The sequence below is a fragment of the Streptomyces sp. NPDC031426 genome (assembly GCF_055581585.1).
This window is the reverse complement of sequence record NZ_JBVIJE010000006.1, coordinates 265,460-286,180: the sequence shown is the minus strand read 5'-3', so window position 1 is coordinate 286,180 and position 20,721 is coordinate 265,460. Positions and strand designations below refer to the sequence as shown.

The window sequence follows — 20,721 nt, the reverse complement described above, 5'->3', positions numbered from 1 at the left end:
GCAGAGGAAGCAGAGCCATGGCAGCCGGCGCCCCCCGGATCTTCGTCTCGCACCTCGCCGGGGTCCCCGTCTTCGACCCGAACGGCGACCAGGTGGGCCGTGTGCGCGACCTGGTCGTGATGCTGCGCGTGGGCCGCAAACCTCCGCGCCTCCTCGGGCTGGTCGTCGAACTGACCACCCGGCGCCGTATCTTCCTGCCCATGACCCGGGTCACCGGCGTCGAGTCCGGGCAGGTCATCATCACCGGCGTGATGAACGTCCGGCGCTTCGAGCAGCGGCCCACCGAGCGGCTGGTCTTCGGCGAGCTGCTGGACCGGCGGGTGACGCTGGTGGAGACCCGCGAGGAGGTCACCGTCCTCGACGTGTCCGTGCAGCAGCTGCCGGCCCGCCGCGACTGGGAGATCGACCGCGTCTTCGTCCGCAAGGGCAAGAAGGCGAGCGCCTTCCGGCGGGCCAAGGGCGAGACGCTGACCGTCGAGTGGTCGGCCGTCACCGGCTTCTCCCTGGAGGAGCACGGCCAGGGCGCCGAGAGCCTGCTCGCCACCTTCGAGCAGCTGCGCCCCGCCGACCTCGCCAACGTCCTGCACCACCTCTCCCCCAAGCGGCGCGCCGAGGTCGCCGCCGCCCTGGACGACGACCGGCTGGCCGACGTACTCGAAGAACTGCCGGAGGACGACCAGATCGAGATCCTCGGCAAGCTGAAGGAGGAGCGCGCGGCGGACGTCCTGGAGGCCATGGACCCCGACGACGCGGCCGACCTGCTCGGCGAACTGCCCGAGGAGGACAAGGAACGGCTGCTGAGCCTGATGCAGCCGGGCGACGCGGCCGACATGCGCCGGCTGATGTCGTACGAGGAGCACACGGCCGGCGGTCTGATGACCACCGAGCCGATCGTGCTGCGCCCGGACGCCACCGTCGCCGACGCGCTCGCCCGGGTCCGCAACCCCGACCTCTCCCCCTCGCTCGCCGCCCAGGTCTACGTCTGCCGGCCCCCGGACGAGACCCCGACCGGCAAGTACCTGGGCACGGTCCACTTCCAGCGGCTGCTGCGCGAGCCGCCCTACTCCCTCGTCAGCTCCATCGTCGACACCGACCTGCAGCCGCTCGACCCGGACGCGGCGCTGCGCATCATCGCCGGGTTCTTCGCCACGTACGACATGGTCGCCGCGCCCGTGGTGGACGAGTCCGGGTCGCTGCTCGGCGCGGTCACCGTGGACGACGTACTGGACCACATGCTGCCCGAGGACTGGCGCGAGACGGAGTTCCACCTGAACGACGAGAACGAGGGGGTGGGCAGCTATGGCTCCTGAGCGTGACATCGCGACCCGCGAGCGCAACCCGGCGGGCGCCACCGCCGCCACCCGGCCCCGGGCACCCCGGCTGGACCAGCCGCGCCCGCCGCGCCGCCGGATCATCCCCGAGTGGGACCCGGAGGCCTTCGGCCGGCTGTCGGAGCGCATCGCCCGCTTCCTGGGCACGGGGCGCTTCATCGTCTGGATGACGATCGTCATCATCGTCTGGGTGCTGTGGAACATCGCCGCGCCCCGCCATCTGCGCTTCGACGAATACCCGTTCATCTTCCTGACCCTGGCGCTGTCCCTGCAGGCCTCCTACGCGGCCCCGCTGATCCTGCTCGCGCAGAACAGGCAGGACGACCGCGACCGGGTCAACCTGGAGCAGGACCGCAAGCAGAACGAGCGGTCCATCGCCGACACCGAGTACCTGACCCGGGAGATCGCCGCACTGCGCTTGGGCCTGGGCGAGGTCGCGACCCGCGACTGGATCCGCTCGGAGCTGCAGGACATGGTCAAGGAGCTGGAGCACCGACGGCATCACGACGGGCATGTCCTATTCCCGGCGGAACGGTCAGATCGTTCTCCGGGACGTGACACAGACGACCGCTGAGGGGCATCCCGGACGCCCCTCGGCGCGCCGTACCATCGTCCTTATGGCTACGGAAGACGCGGTGCGCGAGGCACTGGCGACGGTGAACGACCCCGAGATCAACCGACCCATCACCGAACTGGGGATGGTCAAATCGGTGGAGATCGGGGAGGACGGCGCGGTCGCGGTCACCGTGTACCTGACGGTCTCCGGCTGCCCCATGCGCGACACGATCACCCAGCGTGTCACCGAGGCGGTGTCCCGGGTCGAGGGCGTCACCCGTGTCGACGTCACCCTCGACGTGATGAGCGACGAGCAGCGCAAGGAGCTGGCGGCGGCCCTGCGCGGCGGTCAGGCCGAGCGCGAGGTCCCCTTCGCCAAGCCCGGCAACCTCACCCGCGTCTACGCGGTCGCCTCCGGCAAGGGCGGCGTCGGCAAGTCCTCGGTGACGGTGAACCTGGCGGCTGCCATGGCCGCCGACGGCCTGAAGGTGGGCGTCGTCGACGCCGACATCTACGGCCACAGCGTGCCGCGCATGCTGGGCGCGGACGGCCGTCCCACCCAGGTCGAGAACATGATCATGCCGCCGTCGGCGAACGGCGTGAAGGTCATCTCCATCGGCATGTTCACCCCGGGCAACGCCCCGGTCGTCTGGCGCGGCCCGATGCTCCACCGCGCCCTCCAGCAGTTCCTCGCGGACGTGTACTGGGGCGACCTGGACGTCCTCCTCCTGGACCTCCCGCCCGGCACCGGTGACATCGCCATCTCCGTGGCCCAGCTGATCCCGAACGCCGAGATCCTGGTCGTCACGACGCCTCAGCAGGCGGCGGCCGAGGTCGCCGAGCGCGCCGGTTCCATCGCGGTCCAGACCCACCAGAAGATCGTCGGCGTGGTCGAGAACATGTCCGGCCTGCCCTGCCCGCACTGCGGCGAGATGGTCGACGTCTTCGGCACGGGCGGCGGCCAGGTGGTCGCCGACGGCCTGACCCGTACGACGGGTACGACGGTCCCGGTCCTCGGCAACATCCCGATCGACGTCCGCCTCCGCGAGGGCGGCGACGAGGGCAAGCCGGTGGTCCTGACCGACCCGGACTCCCCGGCGGGCAGCGCGCTGAGGTCGATCGCCGGGAAGCTGGGCGGTCGCCAGCGGGGTCTTTCGGGCCTGTCTCTGGGGATCACCCCGAAGAACAAGTTCTAGAGGCCCTACGGCGAAGGGGCGCCGAAAGCAACCGGCGCCCCTCAGTCATGCGTAGGCGGCAACGTCCTTCACCACGGCGAACCCAAGCCCGTACGCGCTCATCCCCCGCCCGTACGCACCCAGGTGCACCCCCGCCTCAGTGGTACCGGCGAGCACCCACCCGAACTCCGACTCCCGGTAATGGAAAGCGGCCGCAACCCCGTCCACCGGCAGAGAGAGCCGACTCCACTCCGGCCCCTCCAGATCGTCGGCCAAAGCCCATGCGGTCTCGGTCTGCTGCTCCAGCCAGTCGTCCCGCAGACTGTGGTCCATCTGCGCGGGCCAGGTGAACGACAGCAGCCCCACCCCGGCCAGCCACGCCGCCGAGGAGACCGACGTGGCCTCCAGCAGCCCCGTACCGTCGGCGCTCCTCCGGGACGGCTGTGCGGCCACGGTGACGACCACCGCGAACTTCTCCCGCGGCTCACCGGCTGCGCCCGCCTCGCCCCGCACGGAGGGCTCGTCGCCGTGCCCGATCGAACCGTGCTCTACGGCACCGTCGGCCGCCGTACCGACCTGCATCAGCCAGCGCGGCCCGGTGAACGCCTCGTCGAGGCCGTACCACGGGAAGGGTGCCTGCAGGTAACCGTCGACCGTACGCCGGGCGAAGGGGAGCTGTTGCGCACCCTCCGCGGCCGGCGCCTGCGCGCCCACCCGACTCGTCGTCTCCATCTGCCCGGACGCCTCCTCGCTCTCGTCGGACCGGGATGGCCCGCCCCCCTTCGGGCGTACTCGCCGGTCCGCACAACAACTCGGCAGCATATCGACACCGGTGAGAGCCGCAGGGCAGGCGCTGGATGCGTGGGTCGCGCGAACGGCCTGTTCACGCCGTGTGCGAGGGGTGCGCGCTATGAAACGCGTCACGTGCGCGGCGTACGCCCGCGTGCGCGTGTCGGCGCCGGGGCGTGCGCCTAGGTGGCGTCCGCGTCGAAGGGCGGCCGCTCGTCCTTGCCGGGCTCCTCCGGCTTCTTGGTCATGTCGATCCGCCCCGAGGGGGCCGAACCCGAAGAAGACGCGGAGGACGCGGAGGCTTCGCTCTCCCGCCCGTTTACGGCGTCCGTGACCTCGGCCATCTCCTTCTTCAGGTCGAAGCCGTTGCGGATCTCCTTGAGGCCCAGCTCGTCGTTGTCCAGCTGCTTGCGGATGAACGTCTTGGGGTTGAGGTCCTCGAACTCGAAGTCCTTGAACTCCGGACCCAGTTCGCTGCGGATGTCCTGCTTGGCGCTCTCCGAGAACTCGCGGATCTTCCGGATCGTGCGCGTGACGTCCTGGATGACCTTCGGGAGCTTGTCCGGACCGAAGACGAGCACGGCGAGCACAATGATCGTCACCAGCTCCAGTGGTCCTATGTCATTGAACACCTGACGCTCCTTGCGATGTCCTCGGTCGCTCAACGGTACCCGCCGTTCCTGTCCGACCGGTACCGTCCCGAGGTGAGACTTCTGTCAGTTCTGCTCCGCCGCGCCCAGTCGGAGCGGGACCTCCTGATCCGTGCCGTCGCGCCGGACCGTCAGCCGCAGCCGGTCACCGGGCCGGTGGGCGCGGATCTTGACGATCAGCTCCTCGGCCGTGTGCACGCGCTGCCCGTCGACCCCGGTGATGATGTCGCCCGCCTTGAGACCGGCTCGTGCACCGGGGCCGCCCCGGGTCACGGCGGGGCCGCCGTCCGCGCTCCTGCTGTCGATACGGGCGCCGTCGCCGGTGTACGCCGTGTCGAGCGTGACGCCGATCACCGGGTGGGTCGCGTGGCCGTCGTTGATCAGTTCCTCGGCGACACGCCTGGCCTGGTTCACGGGGATGGCGAAGCCCAGTCCGATGGAGCCGGCCTGTTCGCTCTCCGAGTCGGAGCTCCCGTCGGCGGAACGAATGGCCGAGTTGATGCCGATGACCTGGCCCCGTGAGTCGAGCAGCGGCCCACCGGAGTTGCCCGGGTTGATGGGGGCGTCGGTCTGCAGCGCGTCGACGTACGAGACGTCGCTCCCGTCCCCCTTCTCCCCGCCTGCCGTGATGGGCCGCTCCTTGGCGCTGATGATGCCGGAGGTGACGGTGTTGGCGAGGTCGAAGGGGGCGCCGATGGCGACGACGGGGTCACCGACCTGGACGTCGTCGGAGTTGCCGAGGGGCAGCGGGGTGAGCCCGGGCACCCCGCGGACCTGGACGACGGCGAGGTCGTAGCCGCTGTCGTGGCCGACCACCTTGGCCTTGATCGTGTCGCCGCTGCTGAACGTCACGGATATCTCGCCGCCTGGTCCGGCCGGCGCGACGACGTGGTTGTTGGTGAGGATGTGCCCCTGGGTGTCGAGCACGAAGCCGGTGCCGGTGTCCGACTGGTCGGTGCCGGTGACATGGAGGGTGACGACACTGGGCAGCGAGCGGGCGGCTATCCCGGCCACGCTGTACGGCGCCCGCCCGACGGGTACGTGTCCGGCCTGCGGCAGACGTACGTCGTCCCCCAGTCCCTGCCGCTGGACCCAGGCGCCGGCCACCCCGCCGATCCCCGCGGAGACGACGGCGACCGCCAGGGTCCACGCGACCAGCAGCCGCCGCCCCCGCCGCTTGCGCTGCCCAGCCGTCAGCACCCCGGCACCGGTCTGCTGCAACGCCCCCTGAGCGAACACCTGCTCCTTGGGCGAGCCGGTGGCCCAGGGGTCGTACCGCTGACCCGTCTCCGCCGCCGAGGGGGGCGGTAGCGGTCCTGCGGGGGCGGGGAGGCCGGGGGCGGCGGTGTGCGGCGCTGCTGTGGGCGCGGGTGCGGCGGCTAGCGGTGGCGCCCCCTGGGCCGTTCCCCGGGCCGTGGTGACCGCGGGGTGCTGTACGGGCGGTGCGGGCGCCCAGGGGCCCGGCTCGCCGTATGGCGGGGTGCCGTAGGGGTCGGGGTCGTGCAACGGCTTCGGCCGCTCGGTGGTGGGAGCCGCCCAGGCGTTGTTCTCGGGCTCGGACTCGGGCTCGGTCGACGCGGCGGCTGCGACGGTTCCATCCGCTCCGGCCCCGTCGGTCACCTTCGGCACCGGCTTGGCCAGCTCGAAGTCCCCGTCGACCGCGGCGCCGGTGTTGTCCGCCCCCGGCTGCTCGGCGTCGGTTCGGCCGGTCGGTGTCACATCCGCCGTTCCCTCCGGGGCGTCCTCCGGCGGGACACGGTTGCCCTTGTTCATGCTCTCCCCACGGCTGGCCGCGGCCGCGCGCTTCGGCGGTGGCCGCGGAACGTCGACTACGCCCCCGGGTCAACGCCGCGGGAACGGCCCGCACGAATTCAACCAGGTTCGCGGGCCGTGGCGCAGTGGCCGGTCAGGGGGTCTGGCGGGGTGTGGGGGCGGACGGTGCGGGAGCGGGGGTGGTGCCGGGGACGGGGGCGAGCGGCAGGCCGGAGCCGGTTACTCCGGGAAACCTGGACCAGGCGGCGAGCGGATAGACCACGGTGTCGTCGAGCGGACGTATCAGTGGGGAGACGGCGGCCGCACCGGCCATCACCGGCGCCGTCAGGCCGCGCGTGGCGTCGTCGCCGCGGGTCCCGCCGGTGCCGGGCGTCGGCAGGCCGGGCACCAGTGGCGCCGTCATCGACGTCGGGACGGCCGGCAACGGTCCGAACCGGGTACCGCCCTGGGCGAGCAGCGGTCCCACCGAGCGGCGGCGCAGGCTGTCGGGCGTGGCCGAGCCCGCGCCGGTGCCCGCCGGGCGCGCGGGTATCACATTGCTGCCGGTGCCGGTGCCGCCGCGGGGGTCCGCGGTGGTGTCACCGGGGACGGCGGTGGTCACGCCGCCGAGGGCGACCGCGGCCAGCGACACCGCGCCGGCGGCGGCGAACGCGAACCGCAGTCCGCGCGAGGCTGAGCGGCCGTCGTCCGGGCGGCCGACGGCGTGGATGCGGAAGCCGCGCTCCTCGGCGGCCGGGACCGGGGCCGGATGCGCGGAGCCGTGCGGGCGGGCCGGGACGTAGCCGAACGTGAAGCGCTCGCCGCGCCTCAGCCCGAAGACTCCCGCCGGCCCGGTGGTCTCGTCGTCACCCGGCCCGCGGCCGAAGAGTCCTCCCCCCGGCGGCGACGTGCCGTCGCCGTCCGGGTCACCTCCTCCGGGGAGGCCCTGGAGGCGGGCCAGGAGGCTCGCCGAGGGAGGCGGCGGGGCCGTCTCCGCGAACACGTTCTTCAGTCGGCGCTGGGCGTCCGCCTCCGCCTTGCACCGGGCACAGGTGGCCAGGTGCGCGAGGACCCGCTCACGCGACTCATGACCGAGCTCTCCGTCCACCAGGGCGGAGAGCCGGTCTCCCAGGTGCTGCTCTGCGAGGTGTGCCTCCGCAGGTTTGGGCCGAGATCCACTCACGCGGTCGCGCCCCCTCCCCCCAGAGCGGGGACACGGGCCACGAAGGAGCGCCGCTCGGCCGCGCGGGCCTCCGGGGACCGGTGGGCGAGCGCCTTGCGGAGCTGGGAGCGGCCACGGTGGATACGGGAGCGGACCGTGCCGAGCTTCACGCCGAGGGTGGCGGCGATCTCCTCGTACGACAGTCCCTCGATGTCGCACAGGACGACGGCGGCGCGGAACTCGGGCGCGAGGGTGTCCAGGGCCTGCTGGACGTCGGCGTCGAAGTGCGCGTCGTTGAAGAGCTGCTGCGGGTTGGGCTCGCGGCTGGCCAGGCGCTCGGCCGCGTCCTCGCCGAGGGCGTCGAAGCGGATGCGCTGCTTGCGCCGGACCATGTCCAGGAACAGGTTGGTGGTGATGCGGTGCAGCCAGCCCTCGAAGGTGCCCGGCGAGTACGTCGACAGGGAGCGGAAGACACGGACGAAGACCTCCTGGGTGAGGTCCTCGGCGTCGTGCTGATTGCCCGTCAGACGATAGGCGAGCCGGTAGACCCGGCCGCTGTGCGTGCTGACGATCTCCTCCCACGTGGGCGGAGTCCACGCCTGCCCGTCCGCGTCGGTGGAGAAGGTCGCGGTCTGGGGGGCCTCGCCTGCGGCGAAACCGGCGTGGTGGTCAGCAGCGGTGTCGGTCACGGATTTCGGCCTGCCCGCCGACCCGAGGAAGCGCCGCAGCACTCCACCCCGGTCTCCGGGCGCAGCCGCACCTCCCCTGTCAGCTCTGGTGGTGTCCAGTGGAGCCCCTACCATAGCCACCTCGCCCGTTAGCTCCCCATAAGCGGTTTTACAAGAATTTGATCTGGGCTGACACGGCTCATCCGGCTGCGTCAGCAGTTGCTCGGCGTCCCCATCCACCTCTGGCACCCCCGTCTTACCCCCGTCACGTCCCGGGCCACCGTCTCAACCCTTTTAACGCCTGGTCCTATCTGCGGGTTCCCGCCACCAACGGATACAGTCACGCCCAGGCAACCACGGGGACAGGAGAGGGTCATTACCGGCAACCGGCAGACGAGCTGGGCGTTCGCCGACGCCTTTGTCGCCGAGGACGACGCGCTGCGGTGGGCCCGCGACCGGGCCCGCCAGGCAGGGCTGCGCTCGGTGTCGCCCGGCACCGGCGCCGCGCTGCGACTGCTCGCCGCCTCCGTGGACGCGAAGGCGGTCGCGGAGATCGGCACGGGCTGCGGGGTGTCCGGAATCCATCTGCTGCACGGCATGCGCCCGGACGGGGTGCTCACCACGGTCGACCCGGAGCCGGAGCACCAGCAGTTCGCCCGGCAGGCCTTCCGCGCCTGCGGTTTCGCCAGTAACCGGGCCCGCTTCATCCCCGGCCGCGCCCTGGACGTGCTGCCCCGGCTCGCGGACGCCGGCTACGACCTCGTCTTCTGCGACGGCGACCGGCTGGAGTACCTGGACTACCTCGCTGAATCGTTGCGCCTGCTGCGGCCGGGCGGTCTGGTGGTGTTCGAGGGCATATTCGCCAACGGCCGTACGGTGGACTCCGGGCCGCAGCCCACTGAGGTGCTGCGGCTGCGGGAGCTGCTGCGCGCGGTGCGCGAGAGCCAGGAACTGGTCCCGTCGCTGCTGCCGGTGGGCGACGGTCTCCTGTGCGCGCTCAAGAGGTGAGGCCCGCCGCGAGGTCCGGGAGCGCGATCGCCCCGGCACCGCGTACGATGCCGGGGCGGTCCGAAGGACAGGATCGCTGGGACGTCAGACGACGACCTTCTTGAGGGCGTCGCCGAGCGCCTCGGCCTCGTCAGGGGTCAGCTCGACGACGAGTCGACCGCCGCCTTCGAGCGGAACGCGCATGACGATGCCCCGCCCCTCCTTGGTCACCTCGAGCGGGCCATCACCCGTCCGCGGCTTCATGGCCGCCATGCTCGTTCCCCTTCCTGAAACCAGCTCATCGTCTGCCGAGAGCCCTGGGAGGGCATCCGCGGTTCCGAAACGGACACGCGACACCGGCATCGAACACATTGCTTCCCAGCCATTATCCCGCATCGCAGGACCCGATGACCAACGTCAGTCGGCATCGCTTGGGCAACGCGCGCGAGCAAAACCACCCAATTCGGCGATGTGACTGCGATACTGCACCGCCGCACCGACATCGACCGGCCGACTCCGCTCCGGATTTCTTTGACGCAGGTCACACGTCGGGTCCGGTCCTTCGGCGGCGATCTCGGCCATGCTGTCCTTCGTACGAGACGTACTGAGCGGTACGTCACCCGCGAACCGGAGGGGATGCGCCATGGCCGACACCGTGCTCTACGAGGTGAGCGACGGACTCGCGACGATCACGCTGAACCGCCCCGAGGCGATGAACGCGCTGAACATCGCGACCAAGGTCGCGCTGCGGGAGGCGGCGGAATCCGCGGCCGGGGACACGGCCGTACGGGCGATCCTGCTGACGGCGGCCGGGGACCGGGCGTTCTGCGTCGGCCAGGACCTCAAGGAGCACATCGGGCTGCTCGCGGCGGACCGTGAGACCGGGTCGGGGCAGACGATGAGCACGGTCAAGGAGCACTACAACCCGATCGTGCGGGCGCTCGCCGGCGCGCCCAAGCCGGTGGTCGCCGCGGTGAACGGGGTCGCGGCCGGGGCCGGCTTCGGCTTCGCCCTCGCCGCGGACTACCGGCTGGTCGCCGACACGGCCGCCTTCAACACCTCCTTCGCGGGCGTGGCCCTGACCGCCGACTCCGGGATCTCCTGGACCCTGCCCCGGGTGATCGGCCCGAGCCGCGCTGCCGACCTGCTGCTCTTCCCGCGCAGCATCAGCGCCCAGGACGCGCTGGAGCTGGGCATCGCCAACCGGGTCGTCCCCGCGGCCGAGCTGCGCGCCGAGGCCGAGAAGACGGCGCGGGCGCTGGCCGAGGGCCCGACGGTGGCGTACGCGGCCATCAAGGAGGCGGTGGCCTACGGCCTCACGCACTCGCTCTCCGAGACCCTGGACAAGGAGGACGACCTGCAGACCCGCGCCGGCCAGTCCGAGGACCATGCGATCGCCGTACAGGCATTCGTGAACAAGGAGAAGCCGAAGTACCTGGGCCGGTGACGCGCCACCCGGCCCGGTGAGCCGGACCACCGCAGCGTCCCACGCCCGCTCGGGGCGGGGTGACCGGACCAGCGGCGCCCTGATGCCTTCGGCGCTGCCCTGTCGAACGGCGGCCGGCGACAGCGCCACCGGCCCGTGCGGCCACGACCTTGGTGCGCGATGCGCAGGCCCTCCATCCCGACCAGCCGGCCGGGCGGGCAGCGGACCGCCGGCAGAGACCGCGGACCGAGCGGTTCTGGGGCGCGATGTGCGGGGGCCGCCACGTCGGCCAGGCGGGCGGGCCGGCGGTTGGCTCAGGGGCTGCCGACAGCAACAGCGAACCGGGCGACGGCACGCCAGCAGCGACCCCGAACCGAGCGGCCCCGACAAGCGACACGCACAGCCACCGCACCGGCCAAGCGGCCGGGCGGCCAGCGAACCGCCGGCAGAGACCGCGGACCGAGCGGTGCTGGGATGCGATGTGCGGGGGCCGCCACGTCGGCCAGGCGGGCGGGCCGGCGGTCGGCTCGGGGCTAGCGTGCGATGAGCAGGGACTCCGCGCCCACCGGGCGGTAGCCCGCTGACTGGAAGGCGCGGATGCTGCGGGCGTTGCCGGCGGCCTGTTGCGACCAGAGCCAGTGGCCCGGGGGAATGAGGTGCCGGGCGGCTGTGGCCAGGGCCCGGCCCAGCCCCCGGTGCCGTACGTCCTCGTCCACCTCGACCGCCGTCTCCCAGCGGCCCGCCACGCCCCGCCCGAGGACGACGACTCCGCCGTCCGTCGCCCAGACGCGCACGTCGTCCCGGCGCTCACGGGCGCTGTGCACGCGCGGATGGTCCGGGTCGGTGAGTTCGCGCAGGTCCACCGGGGGATCACCGGGCAGGGAGCTCGCCACGGTGAGCAGATCGACGCAGTCCGTCGTGCGGCCCGTGCGGGCCAGGAACGCGGCCAGGAAGCGGGGGTTCATCGCCGCCGCCAGCTCGTCGCAGTCGAGGGACGCGAGCGTGCTGTGCACCCACTGCGGGTCCTCGTCGGTGAACACCACCGAATGCGCGGTGAACGCGATCACCCCGGCGTCGCGGTGGCTCGGCTGCGGCACCACGGTCGTACCGCCGTCGGGCGCCGGGAAGCGCCCCTGCGCCGCCGCGTCCAGGATGCCGGCCAGGGTCGGGGTCACGGCGGTCAGGCGCCCGCTCCTCTCGCCACGCACGTCTCCAGGTGGTCGTCGACCAGACCGCAGGCCTGCATCAGCGCGTACGCCGTCGTCGGGCCGACGAATCTGAGGCCCCGCTTCTTCAGCGCCTTCGACAGCGCCGTGGACTCCGGGGTCACGGCCGGGACGTCGGAGACGGTCTTCGGGGCCGGGCGGCCGGCCGGGTCCGGGGCGTGGGACCAGACCAGCTCGTCCAGTTCGCCCTCCGCCCAGCCGGCGAGCACGCGCGCGTTGGCGAGCGTGGCGTCGATCTTGGCGCGGTTGCGGATGATCCCCTCGTCCGCCAGCAGGCGCTCGCGGTCCTCGTCGGTGAACGCGGCGACCTTCTCGACCCGGAAGCCGGAGAAGGCCGCGCGGAATCCCTCGCGGCGGCGCAGGATCGTGATCCAGGACAGGCCCGACTGGAAGGCCTCCAGGCTGATCCGCTCGAAGAGGGCGTCGTCGCCATGGACCGGACGGCCCCACTCCTCGTCGTGGTACGACACATAGTCGTCGGTGGACAGGGCCCAGGGGCAGCGCAGCGCGCCGTCCGGCCCGGCGAGGGCGGCGCCGTCGCTCATCGCTGGTCCTCGGGGTGATCGGGCTTCTCCATGTGGACGTGTGCCGCCGCGGCTCTGGCGCCGGCCAGCGCCGACTCCAGGTCGCCGATGCGGGCGTCCCGCTCGGCGAGTTCGGCGCCGAGCCGGCCGAGGACGTCGTCGACGTCCGCCATGCGGTAGCCGCGCGGGGCGACCGGGAAGCGCACGCTGTCCACGTCGGAGCGGTTCACCGGGCGGTCCGGGGGCAGCGGGTCCTGCAGCCGCTCCGGTGCCACCTCGGGCAGCGGGCCGCTGCCGCCGCCGCCCACCACGCCGAGTGCCACCGCGGCGACCACGACGGCCAGCGCGACGACCAGGAACAAGAACATCACCATCGCCAGGGTCCCCATGCTCTCTGCCGGACACTCCGCCGGACGTCGAATGTCTCTGTCGAATCCCTCAGGGTCCGATCGTGCCATGCGAGTCTGACAGTTAGGGTCACAGGCGGCCGTGCGCGGAACGTACTAGGAGAGGTCACAGCGGATGCTCAGGCTGGGCAGGCGGGAATTCGGGCCCTATGAGCCGGTGATCATGGCGATCGTGAACCGGACTCCGGACTCCTTCTACGACCAAGGAGCCACGTTCCGTGACGAGCCGGCCCTCGCGCGCGTGGAGCAGGCGGTGGCCGAGGGCGCCGCGATCATCGACATCGGCGGGGTGAAGGCCGGGCCGGGCGAGGAGGTCACGGCCGAGGAGGAGGCGCGGCGGACGGTCGGCTTCGTGGCGGAGGTACGGCGGCGCTTCCCGGACGTGATCATCAGCGTGGACACCTGGCGGGCCGAGGTCGGCGAGGCGGTGTGTGAGGCGGGGGCGGATCTGCTGAACGACGCGTGGGGTGGCGTCGACCCGGGACTCGCGGAGGTCGCCGCACGATACGGGGCGGGGCTGGTGTGCACGCACGCGGGTGGCGTGCAGCCGCGTACGCGTCCGCACCGGGTGACGTACGACGATGTGATGGCCGACATCCTCGATGTCACCCTGGGGCTGGCCGAGCGGGCGGTCGCGCTCGGGGTGCCGCGTGAGTCGGTGCTGATCGATCCCGGGCACGACTTCGGGAAGAACACGCGGCACAGCCTGGAGGCGACGCGGCGGCTGGACGAGATGGTCGCCACGGGGTGGCCGGTGCTGGTGTCGCTGTCCAACAAGGACTTCGTCGGGGAGACGCTGGACCGGCCGGTGAAGGAACGGTTGATCGGTACGCTGGCGACGACCGCGGTGTCCGCGTGGCTCGGGGCGCAGGTGTACCGGGTGCACGAGGTGGCCGAGACGCGTCAGGTGCTGGACATGATCGCGTCCATCGCCGGGCACCGGGTCCCCGCGGTGGCCCGGCGGGGTCTGGCTTAGGTACCAGGGGGCCCGGCCCCCTGGACCCCCGTCCGCGAAGCCCCGCGCAGGCGGCCCGCTAGCGGCCCGCCTCCTTCGACACCAGTGCCACCGCTTCCTCCACCTCGTCCGTGACGTGGAACAGCAGCAGGTCCTTCTCCGCGGCCTTGCCCTGGGGGACCAGGGTGTTCTTCAGCCAGGACACCAGGCCGCCCCAGTACTCGCTGCCGAAGAGGACGATCGGGAAGCGGGTGACCTTCTGGGTCTGGACCAGGGTCAGCGCCTCGAAGAGTTCGTCGAGGGTGCCGAGACCGCCGGGCAGGACCACGAAACCCTGCGCGTACTTCACGAACATCATCTTGCGGACGAAGAAGTAGCGGAAGTTCAGGCCGATGTCGACGTAGGGGTTCAGGCCCTGCTCGAAGGGCAGTTCGATGCCGAGCCCGACCGAGACGCCGCCCGCCTCGCACGCGCCCCTGTTGGCCGCCTCCATCGCGCCCGGCCCGCCGCCCGTGATCACGGCCCAGCCCGCCTCCACCAGCCCCCGGCCGAGCCGCACCCCGGCGTCGTACTCCGGCGAGTCCACCGGCGTACGCGCCGAGCCGAACACGCTGATGGCGGGCGGGAGTTCGGCCAGCGTGCCGAAGCCCTCGATGAACTCCGACTGGATGCGCAGCACGCGCCAGGGGTCGGTGTGGACCCAGTCCGAGGGGCCGCCGGCGTCCAGCAGCCGCTGGTCCGTCGTGCTCGCCGTCACCTGTCCTCGTCGGCGGAGGACCGGTCCCAGACGCTGCTCGTCCGGCGGGATCTTCTTCCCCTCGGGGTTGCCGGTAGGCATGTGCGCTCCCTCCGCTCGGGGGTGGTTCCACCTCAGCGTAGATCCACGCCGGTTACGGAGGGGGGACATGTGTATGTCCGGCACGCGTGCGCCGTACGGGCGTCCTACGACGTCCTATGCGGTGAGCCAGGTGCGCAGCCGTTCCTCGCCCGCCAGGATCCTGGCCGTCTCCACGCGCTCGTCGCGCTTGTGGGCCAAGTGCGGGTTGCCCGGGCCGTAGTTGACGGCCGGGATGCCGAGCGCGGAGAAGCGGGAGACGTCCGTCCAGCCGTACTTGGGGCGCGGGGTGCCGCCCACCGCCTCGATGAAGGCCGCGGCGGCCGGGTGGGAGAGGCCGGGCAGCGCGCCGCCGCTGTGGTCGTCGACCACGAACTCCGCCACGCCGCAGTCCGCGAACACCTCGCGGACGTGCGCGATCGCCTCCTCCTCCGTGCGGTCGGGGGCGTAGCGGAAGTTGACCGTCACCACGCACTCGTCGGGGATGACGTTGCCGGCGACCCCGCCGCTGATGCGCACGGCGTTCAGGCCCTCGCGGTACTCCAGGCCGTCGATGACCGGGTAGCGGGGCTCGTAGGAGGCCAGGCGGGCCAGGATGGGCGCCGCCGCGTGGATGGCGTTGGCGCCCATCCAGGAGCGCGCCGAGTGGGCCCGCTCGCCGCTCGTCCTCAGCAGCATGCGCAGGGTGCCCTGGCAGCCGCCCTCGACCTCGCCGTCGGAGGGCTCCAGCAGGACCGCGAAGTCCCCCTCCAGCCACTCCGGGTGGGCCATGGCCACGTGCTTGAGGCCGTTGAGTTCGGCGGCGACCTCCTCGTTGTCGTAGAAGACGAACGTCAGGTCTCGGTTGGGGGCGGGGACCGTGGCCGCGATGCGCAGTTGCACCGCGACGCCCGACTTCATGTCACAGGTGCCGCAGCCCCACAGCACGCCGTCCTCGTCCAGGCGGGCGGGCACGTTGTCCGCGATCGGGACCGTGTCGATGTGGCCGGCCAGGATCACGCGCTCGGCGCGGCCGAGGTTCGTGCGGGCGATCACGTTGTTGCCGTAGCGGTCGACCGTCAGGTGCGGCAGGGCGCGCAGGGCGGTCTCGATCGCGTCCGCGAGCGGCTTCTCGGTGCCGCTCTCGGACGGGAAGTCCACGAGCTGCGCGGTGAGCGCGGCGGCGTCGAGCGTGAGGTCAAGCGAGGTGTCGGCCATGGCGTCGACCCTAGCGCGCCGCTCACCGGGGCCGGCGGTGCAAGCGCTGTCCGGTAACCCCCGGTGAGGGTCCGCCGGGCCTCCAGTACCTTGTACGCGTGCCAGAGCCGACCCCCACCCGTCCCAAGCGTCGCGGCCGCCTCCTCCGTTTCGGCGCGGCCCTGTTGGTCCTGTGCGGCGTCGCCGCGTACCTCGTGGTGCAGTACGTCACCGGAGGCGGCGGAGCGCGCGGCTGCAAGGTGGTCTCGGCCGACGGTGACACGACGTCGTACGAGTTCACGCCGGAGCAGGCGGTGAACGCGGCGACGATCGCGGCCGTCGGCACCGGACGCGGGATGCCCGAGCGGGCGGTGACGATCGCGCTGGCGACCTCCCTGCAGGAGTCGGGGCTGCGCAACATCGAGCACGGCGACCGGGACTCGCTGGGCCTGTTCCAGCAGCGGCCCTCACAGGGCTGGGGCACCGCGCAGCAGATCATGGACCCGGCGTACGCGGCCGGCATCTTCTACGCCCACCTCGCCAAGGTGCCGAACTACACCGATCTGCCGCTGACCAGGGCGGCCCAGGAGGTCCAGCGCAGCGGCTACCCGGAGGCGTACGCCAAGCACGAGTCGGACGCGAAGCTGCTGGCGGCGGCGCTGACCGGGCGCGCGGCGGCCACGCTGACCTGCGACGGGCGCCCGGAGACCATGGCCTCGGCGACGGGTCCGGACGCGGTGCGGGCCGCGCTGGTACGGGACTTCGGGCGGGACGCGCTGCAGGAGACCGGTGCGGAGGTGGGCGGTACGCCCGTGCCGTCGCCGTCTCCCGCGCCGAGCGTGACCGCGACCGCGCAGGGGCGGACCGTGACGGTGCCGGTGCCGCAGGGCACGAAGGTCGACGCGATCGGGCGCGGCGAGCGGCAGCGGGGCTGGCAGCTGGCGGAGTGGGCCGTGGCCAACTCCTCGGCGCTGCACATCGAGCGGGTGTCCTACGCGGGGCGGGAGTGGGCCACGGGGAGCGGCGGCGGGCAGTGGAAGGCGGCCGCTTCGTACGGGGCCCGCGGTGCAGGGGCGTCCCTGGGGGTCGTCCGGATCGTGACCGGACAGTAGTACGGGAGATCACACCGAGGGGTTGTACGGCGCCGGTCCGGGCGGCGGCCGTGACGGTACGCGTACCGTCTCCGGAATCCCTGGGAAATCAAGGGCCGTAAGGATTCTGCGGAATTTCGGGCAGACGTTCTTTGCCCGTTTTTATCCACACCTGATAATGCGATGCGTTATCCATTCTTTACCCGGGACGTCCGCAACCTTCGCGGGTTTCGAGCGGTAGTCAGGGCGTCCGAGCCACGAAGTGGACCGGACACAGACACCGTTCATTCCCGTCGAATGGAGCATCATGTCCCTCCCTCTGACCCGCCGGATCGCCCGTGCCGCGCTGCTCGTCGCAGCGGGAGCGGCAGCCGGGGTCGGTGCGGCCGGCTCCGCCGGTGCGGCCACGAACCTGCCGGCGGCGGCCCCGAACCTGGGCGGCCTGTCCGCCCTGGACACGGCACACGCCGGCAACACGGTCGACGGTGCCGCGCAGACCGTCACCTCCCTCGCGGGCCACGCGGGCGGCAAGGCGGTCGAGCAGACGGTGCCGGCCGCGGGCAAGACCACGGGCGGTGCCCTGAAGAAGGCGACGCCGGTGGCGCAGAAGGCCGCGGGTGACACCGCCGGGGCGGCCGGGAGCGTCCTCGGGGGCGCCACGTCCAACGTGACGAAGGGCGGGGTGCCCCACCTGCCGGTGCAGGGGCTGCCGCTGGGTGGCTGAGCGCCGCTTCGACCGGTGACGGGGTCCAGGGATTTCCCTGGACCCCGTTCGCTTGTGCGCCTGCGCCGGGATCTACGCAGCCAGGCGCGACACCGCTGCCCGGATCCGTTCGTCCGTCGCCGTCAGGGCCACTCGTACGAACTTTTCGCCCGCCTCGCCGTAGAAGTCGCCCGGGGCGACGAGGATGCCCAGGTCGGACAGGTGGGCGACCGTCTGCCAGCAGGACTCGTCCCTCGTGGCCCAGAGGTAGAGGCTGGCCTCGCTGTGTTCGATGCGGAAGCCGTGGCCGAGCAGGGCCGCCCGGAGGGCGTCGCGGCGGGCGGCGTAGCGCTCGCGCTGCTCGTGGACGTGGGCGTCGTCGCCGAGCGCCGCCACGACCGCAGCCTGGGTCGGTGCGGGAGTCATCATGCCGCCGTGCTTGCGGATCTCCAGCAGCGGGCCCAGGACGGCCGGGTCGCCGGCGATGAAGGCCGCGCGGTAGCCGGCGAGGTTGGAGCGCTTGGAGAGCGAGTGGACGGCCACGATGCCGTCGTAGGAGCCACCGTTGACGTCCGGGTGCAGGACCGAGACCGGGTCGGCCTCCCAGCCCAGCTCCAGATAGCACTCGTCGGAGAACAGCAGCACGCCGTGCTCGCGGGCCCAGGCCACGATGTCCGTCAGCTCCTGCTTCGACAGCACCTTGCCCGTCGGGTTCGACGGCGAGTTCAGCCAGAGGAGCTTCAGGCCCGCCGGGTCCAGGTCGCGCGGGTCGTCGTAGACCTCGTAGTCGGCGCGGGCGAGGCGGGCGCCGACCTCGTAGGTGGGGTAGGCGAGGCGCGGGTACGCGACCTTGTCGCCGGGGCCGAGGCCCAGCTGGGTCGGCAGCCAGGCGACCAGTTCCTTGGAGCCGACGACCGGCAGGACATGGCGGTGGGTGACGTCGCGGGCGCCCAGGCGGCGCTCCAGCCAGCCGGTGATCGCGTCGCGCAGTGCCGGGGTGCCCCAGACGGTCGGATAGCCCGGGGAGTCGGCCGCGTCGATCAGGGCCTTCTGGATCAGCTCGGGCACCGGGTCGACCGGGGTTCCCACGGAGAGGTCGACGATCCCGTCGGGGTGCGCGGCGGCCGTCTTCTTGTACGGCTCCAGCTTGTCCCAGGGGAAGGTGGGGAGCCGGTCGGAGACTGCGGACACGGGAATCAGGCTCTCTTTCGTACGGTGCGGCAAACGCCTCGGTCCCGTACGGCCGCGATCTGGGCGATCGGGCCGTACGGGACCGAGGCGGCGCGTTCGGTGCGGGCCGCTTGGCGCTTAGACGGTCACTCGCCCTGCGGCGGCAGCGCGGCGACGAACGGGTGGTCGCGCTCGATCAGGCCCAGCTTGCTGGCGCCGCCGGGAGAGCCGAGCTCGTCGAAGAACTCGACGTTCGCCTTGTAGTAGTCCTTCCACTCCTCCGGGACGTCGTCCTCGTAGAAGATCGCCTCGACCGGGCAGACCGGCTCACAGGCACCACAGTCGACGCATTCGTCCGGGTGGATGTACAAGGACCGGGAGCCCTCGTAAATGCAGTCGACCGGGCACTCCTCGATGCACGCCTTGTCCTTGACGTCGACACAAGGCTGCGCGATGACGTAGGTCACGCTGTCGTTCCTCCTCGATAGGGCGCTGGCGGGCCTCCTCAGGCTCCGCCGCCTGGCGCGCGGGAGCGCGGCGTCGTCGATGCCCGCCCCTAGTATCTCCGTTCCGGAGCATGATCCGAACAGGAGGGGTGAACTCACCAGTGGAAATCTCGGCTGCAGGACGTCTGGAAGTCCGCATCACCCCTGCTGACGTGGGAAAACGTGTTTCCGTACGGCGGTTGAGCGAACCCGGCGCGGCGCCGGAGAAGTTCACCGACACGGTGGGTGTTCTCACATCATGGGACCGTGGCGTGCTCATGATCACACGGCGGGACGGGCAGAGCGTCCGGATCGCCGAGTCCGCGCTGGTCGCGGGCAAGGTGGTACCGGCCGCTCCGGCGCGCCGCCGGGGGCCCGCCGCCTCGTACGAGGAACTCGCGCGGGTCTGCTCGCGCGGCTGGCAGCCGCTGGAGACCGAGCGGCTGGGTGAGTGGGAGCTGCGGGCGTCCGGCGGGTTCACCCGGCGGGCGAACAGTGTGCTGCCGCTCGGCGACCCCGGTCTCCCCCTCGACGCGGCCCTGACGGCCGTACGACGCTGGTACGGCGAGCGCGGCCTGCCCGCCTACGTCCAGACGGCCACCGGAGCCGAGGGCACGCAGGAGCTGCTGTGCGCGGAGCTGGAGCGGCGCGGCTGGGTGCGGGAGGTGACCGCCGAGGTGTGGACCGGCGGCCTGGCGCCGGTCGCGGACCGGGCAGAGGGCACCGGTGTGGTGCTGTCGCGGCAGGCGGACGAGGCGTGGCTCGCCCGGTACCAGCGCAAGGGGGTGAGCGAGGTGGCCCTACGGGTGCTCGGCGGCGGGCCGTCGGTGTGGTTCGCGACCGTGCCCGGAGCCGAGGGCGAGGCGCCGGCGGCGATCGGGCGGTGCGTCGTGGACGGCCGGTGGGCCGGGTTCGCGGCGGTCGAGGTGGATCCCGGGCGGCGCCGGCAGGGCCTCGCCACCGAGGTGATGGCCGCGCTGGCCCGGCGGGCGCTGGCCGAGGGCGCGTCGGCGGCCTGGCTGCAGGTCGAGACGGACAACGAGGTCGCCCACACGCTGTACGCCGCACTGGGCTTCACACCGCACCACGCCTACCACCATTACCGGGCACCGGACGCACCGACGCCCGACACTCAGGACCACGAGACGGCCATGTCCACGGGCCGGAGCGGCGCAGCGACCGCGGCCGGTGGCCGGGAGACGGCAGGCGCTGCGGTCGATGATCGGGCCACCGCCGGCGCTGCCGACGCGGCCGGGGCTGCGGAGACGGCTGGCGCTGCGCACGCGGTCGGCGATCGGGCCCCGGCCGGCACTGCCGACGCGGCCGGGGCTGCGGACACAGCCGGCGCTGCGGACACGGTTGGCGCCGCGCGCACGGCCGCCGATCGGGACACCGTCAGCCCGGCTGGCACGGCCGATACTGCCGGAGCTGCGGACAAGGCCGCCCCGCACACGGCCAGAGCTGCGGACAAGGCCGACGCCGCACGCACAGCCGGGGCTGCGGACAAGGTCGGCGCCGCGCGCACGGCCGCCGCTCGGGACACCGTGAGCCCAGCTGACACGGCCGATACTGCCGGAGCTGCGGACAAGGCCGCCCCGCACACGGCCAGAGCTGCGGACAAGGCCGACGCCGCACGCACAGCCGGGGCTGCGGA

Annotated in this window: 22 protein-coding genes and 1 pseudogene; 9 read left to right on the top strand and 14 right to left on the bottom strand. The window is 72.3% G+C overall.

The features are described 5' to 3' along the window. Positions 1–17 precede the first annotated feature (17 nt). The 3 genes from ACZ5NH_RS14540 to ACZ5NH_RS14530 are packed head-to-tail and all read left to right on the top strand — an operon-like array spanning position 18 to position 3,082. Positions 18–1,310 (top strand): magnesium transporter MgtE N-terminal domain-containing protein, encoded by a 1,293-nt coding sequence (locus ACZ5NH_RS14540; RefSeq protein ID WP_388620496.1) that lies wholly within the window; start codon positions 18–20, stop codon positions 1,308–1,310. Then, complete coding sequence (locus tag ACZ5NH_RS14535) at positions 1,300–1,905, top strand: DUF1003 domain-containing protein (protein ID WP_388620493.1); 606 nt, start codon at positions 1,300–1,302, stop codon at positions 1,903–1,905. The genes ACZ5NH_RS14540 and ACZ5NH_RS14535 overlap by 11 nt, the downstream gene beginning before the upstream one ends. A 43-nt stretch (positions 1,906–1,948) precedes the next feature. Continuing rightward, positions 1,949–3,082: an Mrp/NBP35 family ATP-binding protein gene (locus ACZ5NH_RS14530; RefSeq protein ID WP_468775219.1), complete on the top strand. Its 1,134-nt coding sequence runs from the start codon at positions 1,949–1,951 to the stop codon at positions 3,080–3,082. A gap of 45 nt (positions 3,083–3,127) precedes the next feature. On the opposite strand, the gene ACZ5NH_RS14525 is transcribed toward ACZ5NH_RS14530, so the two are convergent. The 5 genes from ACZ5NH_RS14525 to sigE all read right to left on the bottom strand — a co-directional run bounded on the left by ACZ5NH_RS14525 (position 3,128) and on the right by sigE (position 8,145). Beyond that, a complete protein-coding gene (locus ACZ5NH_RS14525) occupies positions 3,128–3,793 on the bottom strand; it encodes a hypothetical protein (RefSeq protein WP_450981093.1) in 666 nt (221 codons plus the stop codon). Positions 3,794–4,032: 239 nt separating this feature from the next. Then, complete coding sequence (locus ACZ5NH_RS14520) at positions 4,033–4,482, bottom strand: sec-independent translocase (protein ID WP_388620487.1); 450 nt, start codon at positions 4,480–4,482, stop codon at positions 4,033–4,035. Between the two features lie 84 nt (positions 4,483–4,566). Next, the gene (locus ACZ5NH_RS14515; protein ID WP_468775218.1) at positions 4,567–6,273 is read right to left on the bottom strand and encodes a S1C family serine protease; all 1,707 of its coding nucleotides are present in this window, start codon (positions 6,271–6,273) and stop codon (positions 4,567–4,569) included. A 133-nt stretch (positions 6,274–6,406) separates the two neighbouring features. After that, positions 6,407–7,435 (bottom strand): anti-sigma factor family protein, encoded by a 1,029-nt coding sequence (locus ACZ5NH_RS14510; protein WP_468775216.1) that lies wholly within the window; start codon positions 7,433–7,435, stop codon positions 6,407–6,409. After that, positions 7,432–8,145: an RNA polymerase sigma factor SigE gene (gene sigE / locus ACZ5NH_RS14505; protein ID WP_468775214.1), complete on the bottom strand. Its 714-nt coding sequence runs from the start codon at positions 8,143–8,145 to the stop codon at positions 7,432–7,434. Before sigE ends, ACZ5NH_RS14510 begins: the two co-directional genes overlap by 4 nt. Positions 8,146–8,391: 246 nt before the next feature. On the opposite strand from sigE, the gene ACZ5NH_RS14500 reads away from it, so the two are divergent. After that, positions 8,392–9,090 (top strand): O-methyltransferase, encoded by a 699-nt coding sequence (locus ACZ5NH_RS14500; RefSeq protein WP_468775489.1) that lies wholly within the window; start codon positions 8,392–8,394, stop codon positions 9,088–9,090. 84 nt (positions 9,091–9,174) lie between these two features. Here ACZ5NH_RS14500 and ACZ5NH_RS14495 read toward each other — a convergent pair whose 3' ends face one another. Further along, positions 9,175–9,342, bottom strand: coding sequence for a DUF3117 domain-containing protein (locus ACZ5NH_RS14495; RefSeq protein WP_018544333.1), 168 nt, complete (start codon positions 9,340–9,342; stop codon positions 9,175–9,177). A 144-nt stretch (positions 9,343–9,486) separates the two neighbouring features. Further along, positions 9,487–9,651, bottom strand: coding sequence for a hypothetical protein (locus tag ACZ5NH_RS14490; protein WP_388620475.1), 165 nt, complete (start codon positions 9,649–9,651; stop codon positions 9,487–9,489). Between the two features lie 61 nt (positions 9,652–9,712). On the opposite strand from ACZ5NH_RS14490, the gene chcB reads away from it, so the two are divergent. Continuing rightward, a complete protein-coding gene (chcB, locus tag ACZ5NH_RS14485) occupies positions 9,713–10,516 on the top strand; it encodes a 2-cyclohexenylcarbonyl CoA isomerase (protein WP_451002498.1) in 804 nt (267 codons plus the stop codon). 512 nt (positions 10,517–11,028) lie between these two features. Here the strand turns inward: chcB and ACZ5NH_RS14480 are convergent. From ACZ5NH_RS14480 to ACZ5NH_RS14470, 3 genes are read right to left on the bottom strand one after another with little or no spacing between them, the layout of a single operon-like run. Further along, positions 11,029–11,670, bottom strand: coding sequence for a GNAT family N-acetyltransferase (locus tag ACZ5NH_RS14480; RefSeq protein WP_468775211.1), 642 nt, complete (start codon positions 11,668–11,670; stop codon positions 11,029–11,031). A gap of 5 nt (positions 11,671–11,675) precedes the next feature. Beyond that, positions 11,676–12,266, bottom strand: coding sequence for a DNA-3-methyladenine glycosylase I (locus tag ACZ5NH_RS14475; protein WP_468775209.1), 591 nt, complete (start codon positions 12,264–12,266; stop codon positions 11,676–11,678). Further along, on the bottom strand, positions 12,263–12,619 hold the full coding sequence (locus ACZ5NH_RS14470; protein WP_468775487.1) for a DivIVA domain-containing protein: 357 nt from the start codon (positions 12,617–12,619) through the stop codon (positions 12,263–12,265). The genes ACZ5NH_RS14475 and ACZ5NH_RS14470 overlap by 4 nt, the downstream gene beginning before the upstream one ends. Positions 12,620–12,767: 148 nt before the next feature. Between ACZ5NH_RS14470 and folP the strand changes: the two genes are divergently transcribed. Further along, on the top strand, positions 12,768–13,628 hold the full coding sequence (folP, locus tag ACZ5NH_RS14465) for a dihydropteroate synthase (RefSeq protein WP_468775207.1): 861 nt from the start codon (positions 12,768–12,770) through the stop codon (positions 13,626–13,628). 58 nt (positions 13,629–13,686) lie between these two features. Here the strand turns inward: folP and ACZ5NH_RS14460 are convergent, their stop codons facing one another. Together ACZ5NH_RS14460 and dapE are read right to left on the bottom strand one after the other, a co-directional pair. Continuing rightward, entirely contained in the window at positions 13,687–14,445 is a 759-nt protein-coding gene (locus ACZ5NH_RS14460) for an LOG family protein (protein WP_468775205.1), read from the bottom strand. 114 nt (positions 14,446–14,559) lie between these two features. Next, on the bottom strand, positions 14,560–15,639 hold the full coding sequence (gene dapE, locus ACZ5NH_RS14455; RefSeq protein WP_451555796.1) for a succinyl-diaminopimelate desuccinylase: 1,080 nt from the start codon (positions 15,637–15,639) through the stop codon (positions 14,560–14,562). 98 nt (positions 15,640–15,737) lie between these two features. Here dapE and ACZ5NH_RS14450 point away from each other — a divergent pair, with 98 nt between their 5' ends. Next, positions 15,738–16,730 (top strand): heavy metal transporter, encoded by a 993-nt coding sequence (locus ACZ5NH_RS14450; RefSeq protein WP_468775203.1) that lies wholly within the window; start codon positions 15,738–15,740, stop codon positions 16,728–16,730. A gap of 286 nt (positions 16,731–17,016) precedes the next feature. Then, a complete protein-coding gene (locus ACZ5NH_RS14445; protein WP_388620456.1) occupies positions 17,017–17,433 on the top strand; it encodes an ATP-binding protein in 417 nt (138 codons plus the stop codon). A gap of 72 nt (positions 17,434–17,505) precedes the next feature. Here ACZ5NH_RS14445 and ACZ5NH_RS14440 read toward each other — a convergent pair whose 3' ends face one another. Continuing rightward, a complete protein-coding gene (locus ACZ5NH_RS14440; protein ID WP_468775201.1) occupies positions 17,506–18,603 on the bottom strand; it encodes a bifunctional succinyldiaminopimelate transaminase/glutamate-prephenate aminotransferase in 1,098 nt (365 codons plus the stop codon). 125 nt (positions 18,604–18,728) lie between these two features. Further along, positions 18,729–19,049: a ferredoxin gene (fdxA, locus tag ACZ5NH_RS14435; protein ID WP_023546973.1), complete on the bottom strand. Its 321-nt coding sequence runs from the start codon at positions 19,047–19,049 to the stop codon at positions 18,729–18,731. Positions 19,050–19,189: 140 nt separating this feature from the next. On the opposite strand from fdxA, the pseudogene ACZ5NH_RS14430 reads away from it, so the two are divergent. Beyond that, positions 19,190–20,182 (top strand): annotated as a pseudogene (locus ACZ5NH_RS14430) (GNAT family N-acetyltransferase); the annotation flags it as partial. Positions 20,183–20,721: the final 539 nt, after the last annotated feature.

Coding starts and splice junctions, on each gene's coding strand:
- ACZ5NH_RS14540 (WP_388620496.1), top strand. CDS start 18: ATGGCAGCCGGCGCCCCCCGGATCTTCGTCTCGCACCTCGCCGGGGTC.
- ACZ5NH_RS14535 (WP_388620493.1), top strand. CDS start 1,300: ATGGCTCCTGAGCGTGACATCGCGACCCGCGAGCGCAACCCGGCGGGC.
- ACZ5NH_RS14530 (WP_468775219.1), top strand. CDS start 1,949: ATGGCTACGGAAGACGCGGTGCGCGAGGCACTGGCGACGGTGAACGAC.
- ACZ5NH_RS14525 (WP_450981093.1), bottom strand. CDS start 3,793: ATGGAGACGACGAGTCGGGTGGGCGCGCAGGCGCCGGCCGCGGAGGGT.
- ACZ5NH_RS14515 (WP_468775218.1), bottom strand. CDS start 6,273: ATGAACAAGGGCAACCGTGTCCCGCCGGAGGACGCCCCGGAGGGAACG.
- ACZ5NH_RS14495 (WP_018544333.1), bottom strand. CDS start 9,342: ATGGCGGCCATGAAGCCGCGGACGGGTGATGGCCCGCTCGAGGTGACC.
- ACZ5NH_RS14490 (WP_388620475.1), bottom strand. CDS start 9,651: ATGGCCGAGATCGCCGCCGAAGGACCGGACCCGACGTGTGACCTGCGT.
- chcB (WP_451002498.1), top strand. CDS start 9,713: ATGGCCGACACCGTGCTCTACGAGGTGAGCGACGGACTCGCGACGATC.
- ACZ5NH_RS14475 (WP_468775209.1), bottom strand. CDS start 12,266: ATGAGCGACGGCGCCGCCCTCGCCGGGCCGGACGGCGCGCTGCGCTGC.
- ACZ5NH_RS14470 (WP_468775487.1), bottom strand. CDS start 12,619: ATGGTGATGTTCTTGTTCCTGGTCGTCGCGCTGGCCGTCGTGGTCGCC.
- folP (WP_468775207.1), top strand. CDS start 12,768: ATGCTCAGGCTGGGCAGGCGGGAATTCGGGCCCTATGAGCCGGTGATC.
- ACZ5NH_RS14460 (WP_468775205.1), bottom strand. CDS start 14,445: ATGCCTACCGGCAACCCCGAGGGGAAGAAGATCCCGCCGGACGAGCAG.
- dapE (WP_451555796.1), bottom strand. CDS start 15,639: ATGGCCGACACCTCGCTTGACCTCACGCTCGACGCCGCCGCGCTCACC.
- ACZ5NH_RS14445 (WP_388620456.1), top strand. CDS start 17,017: ATGTCCCTCCCTCTGACCCGCCGGATCGCCCGTGCCGCGCTGCTCGTC.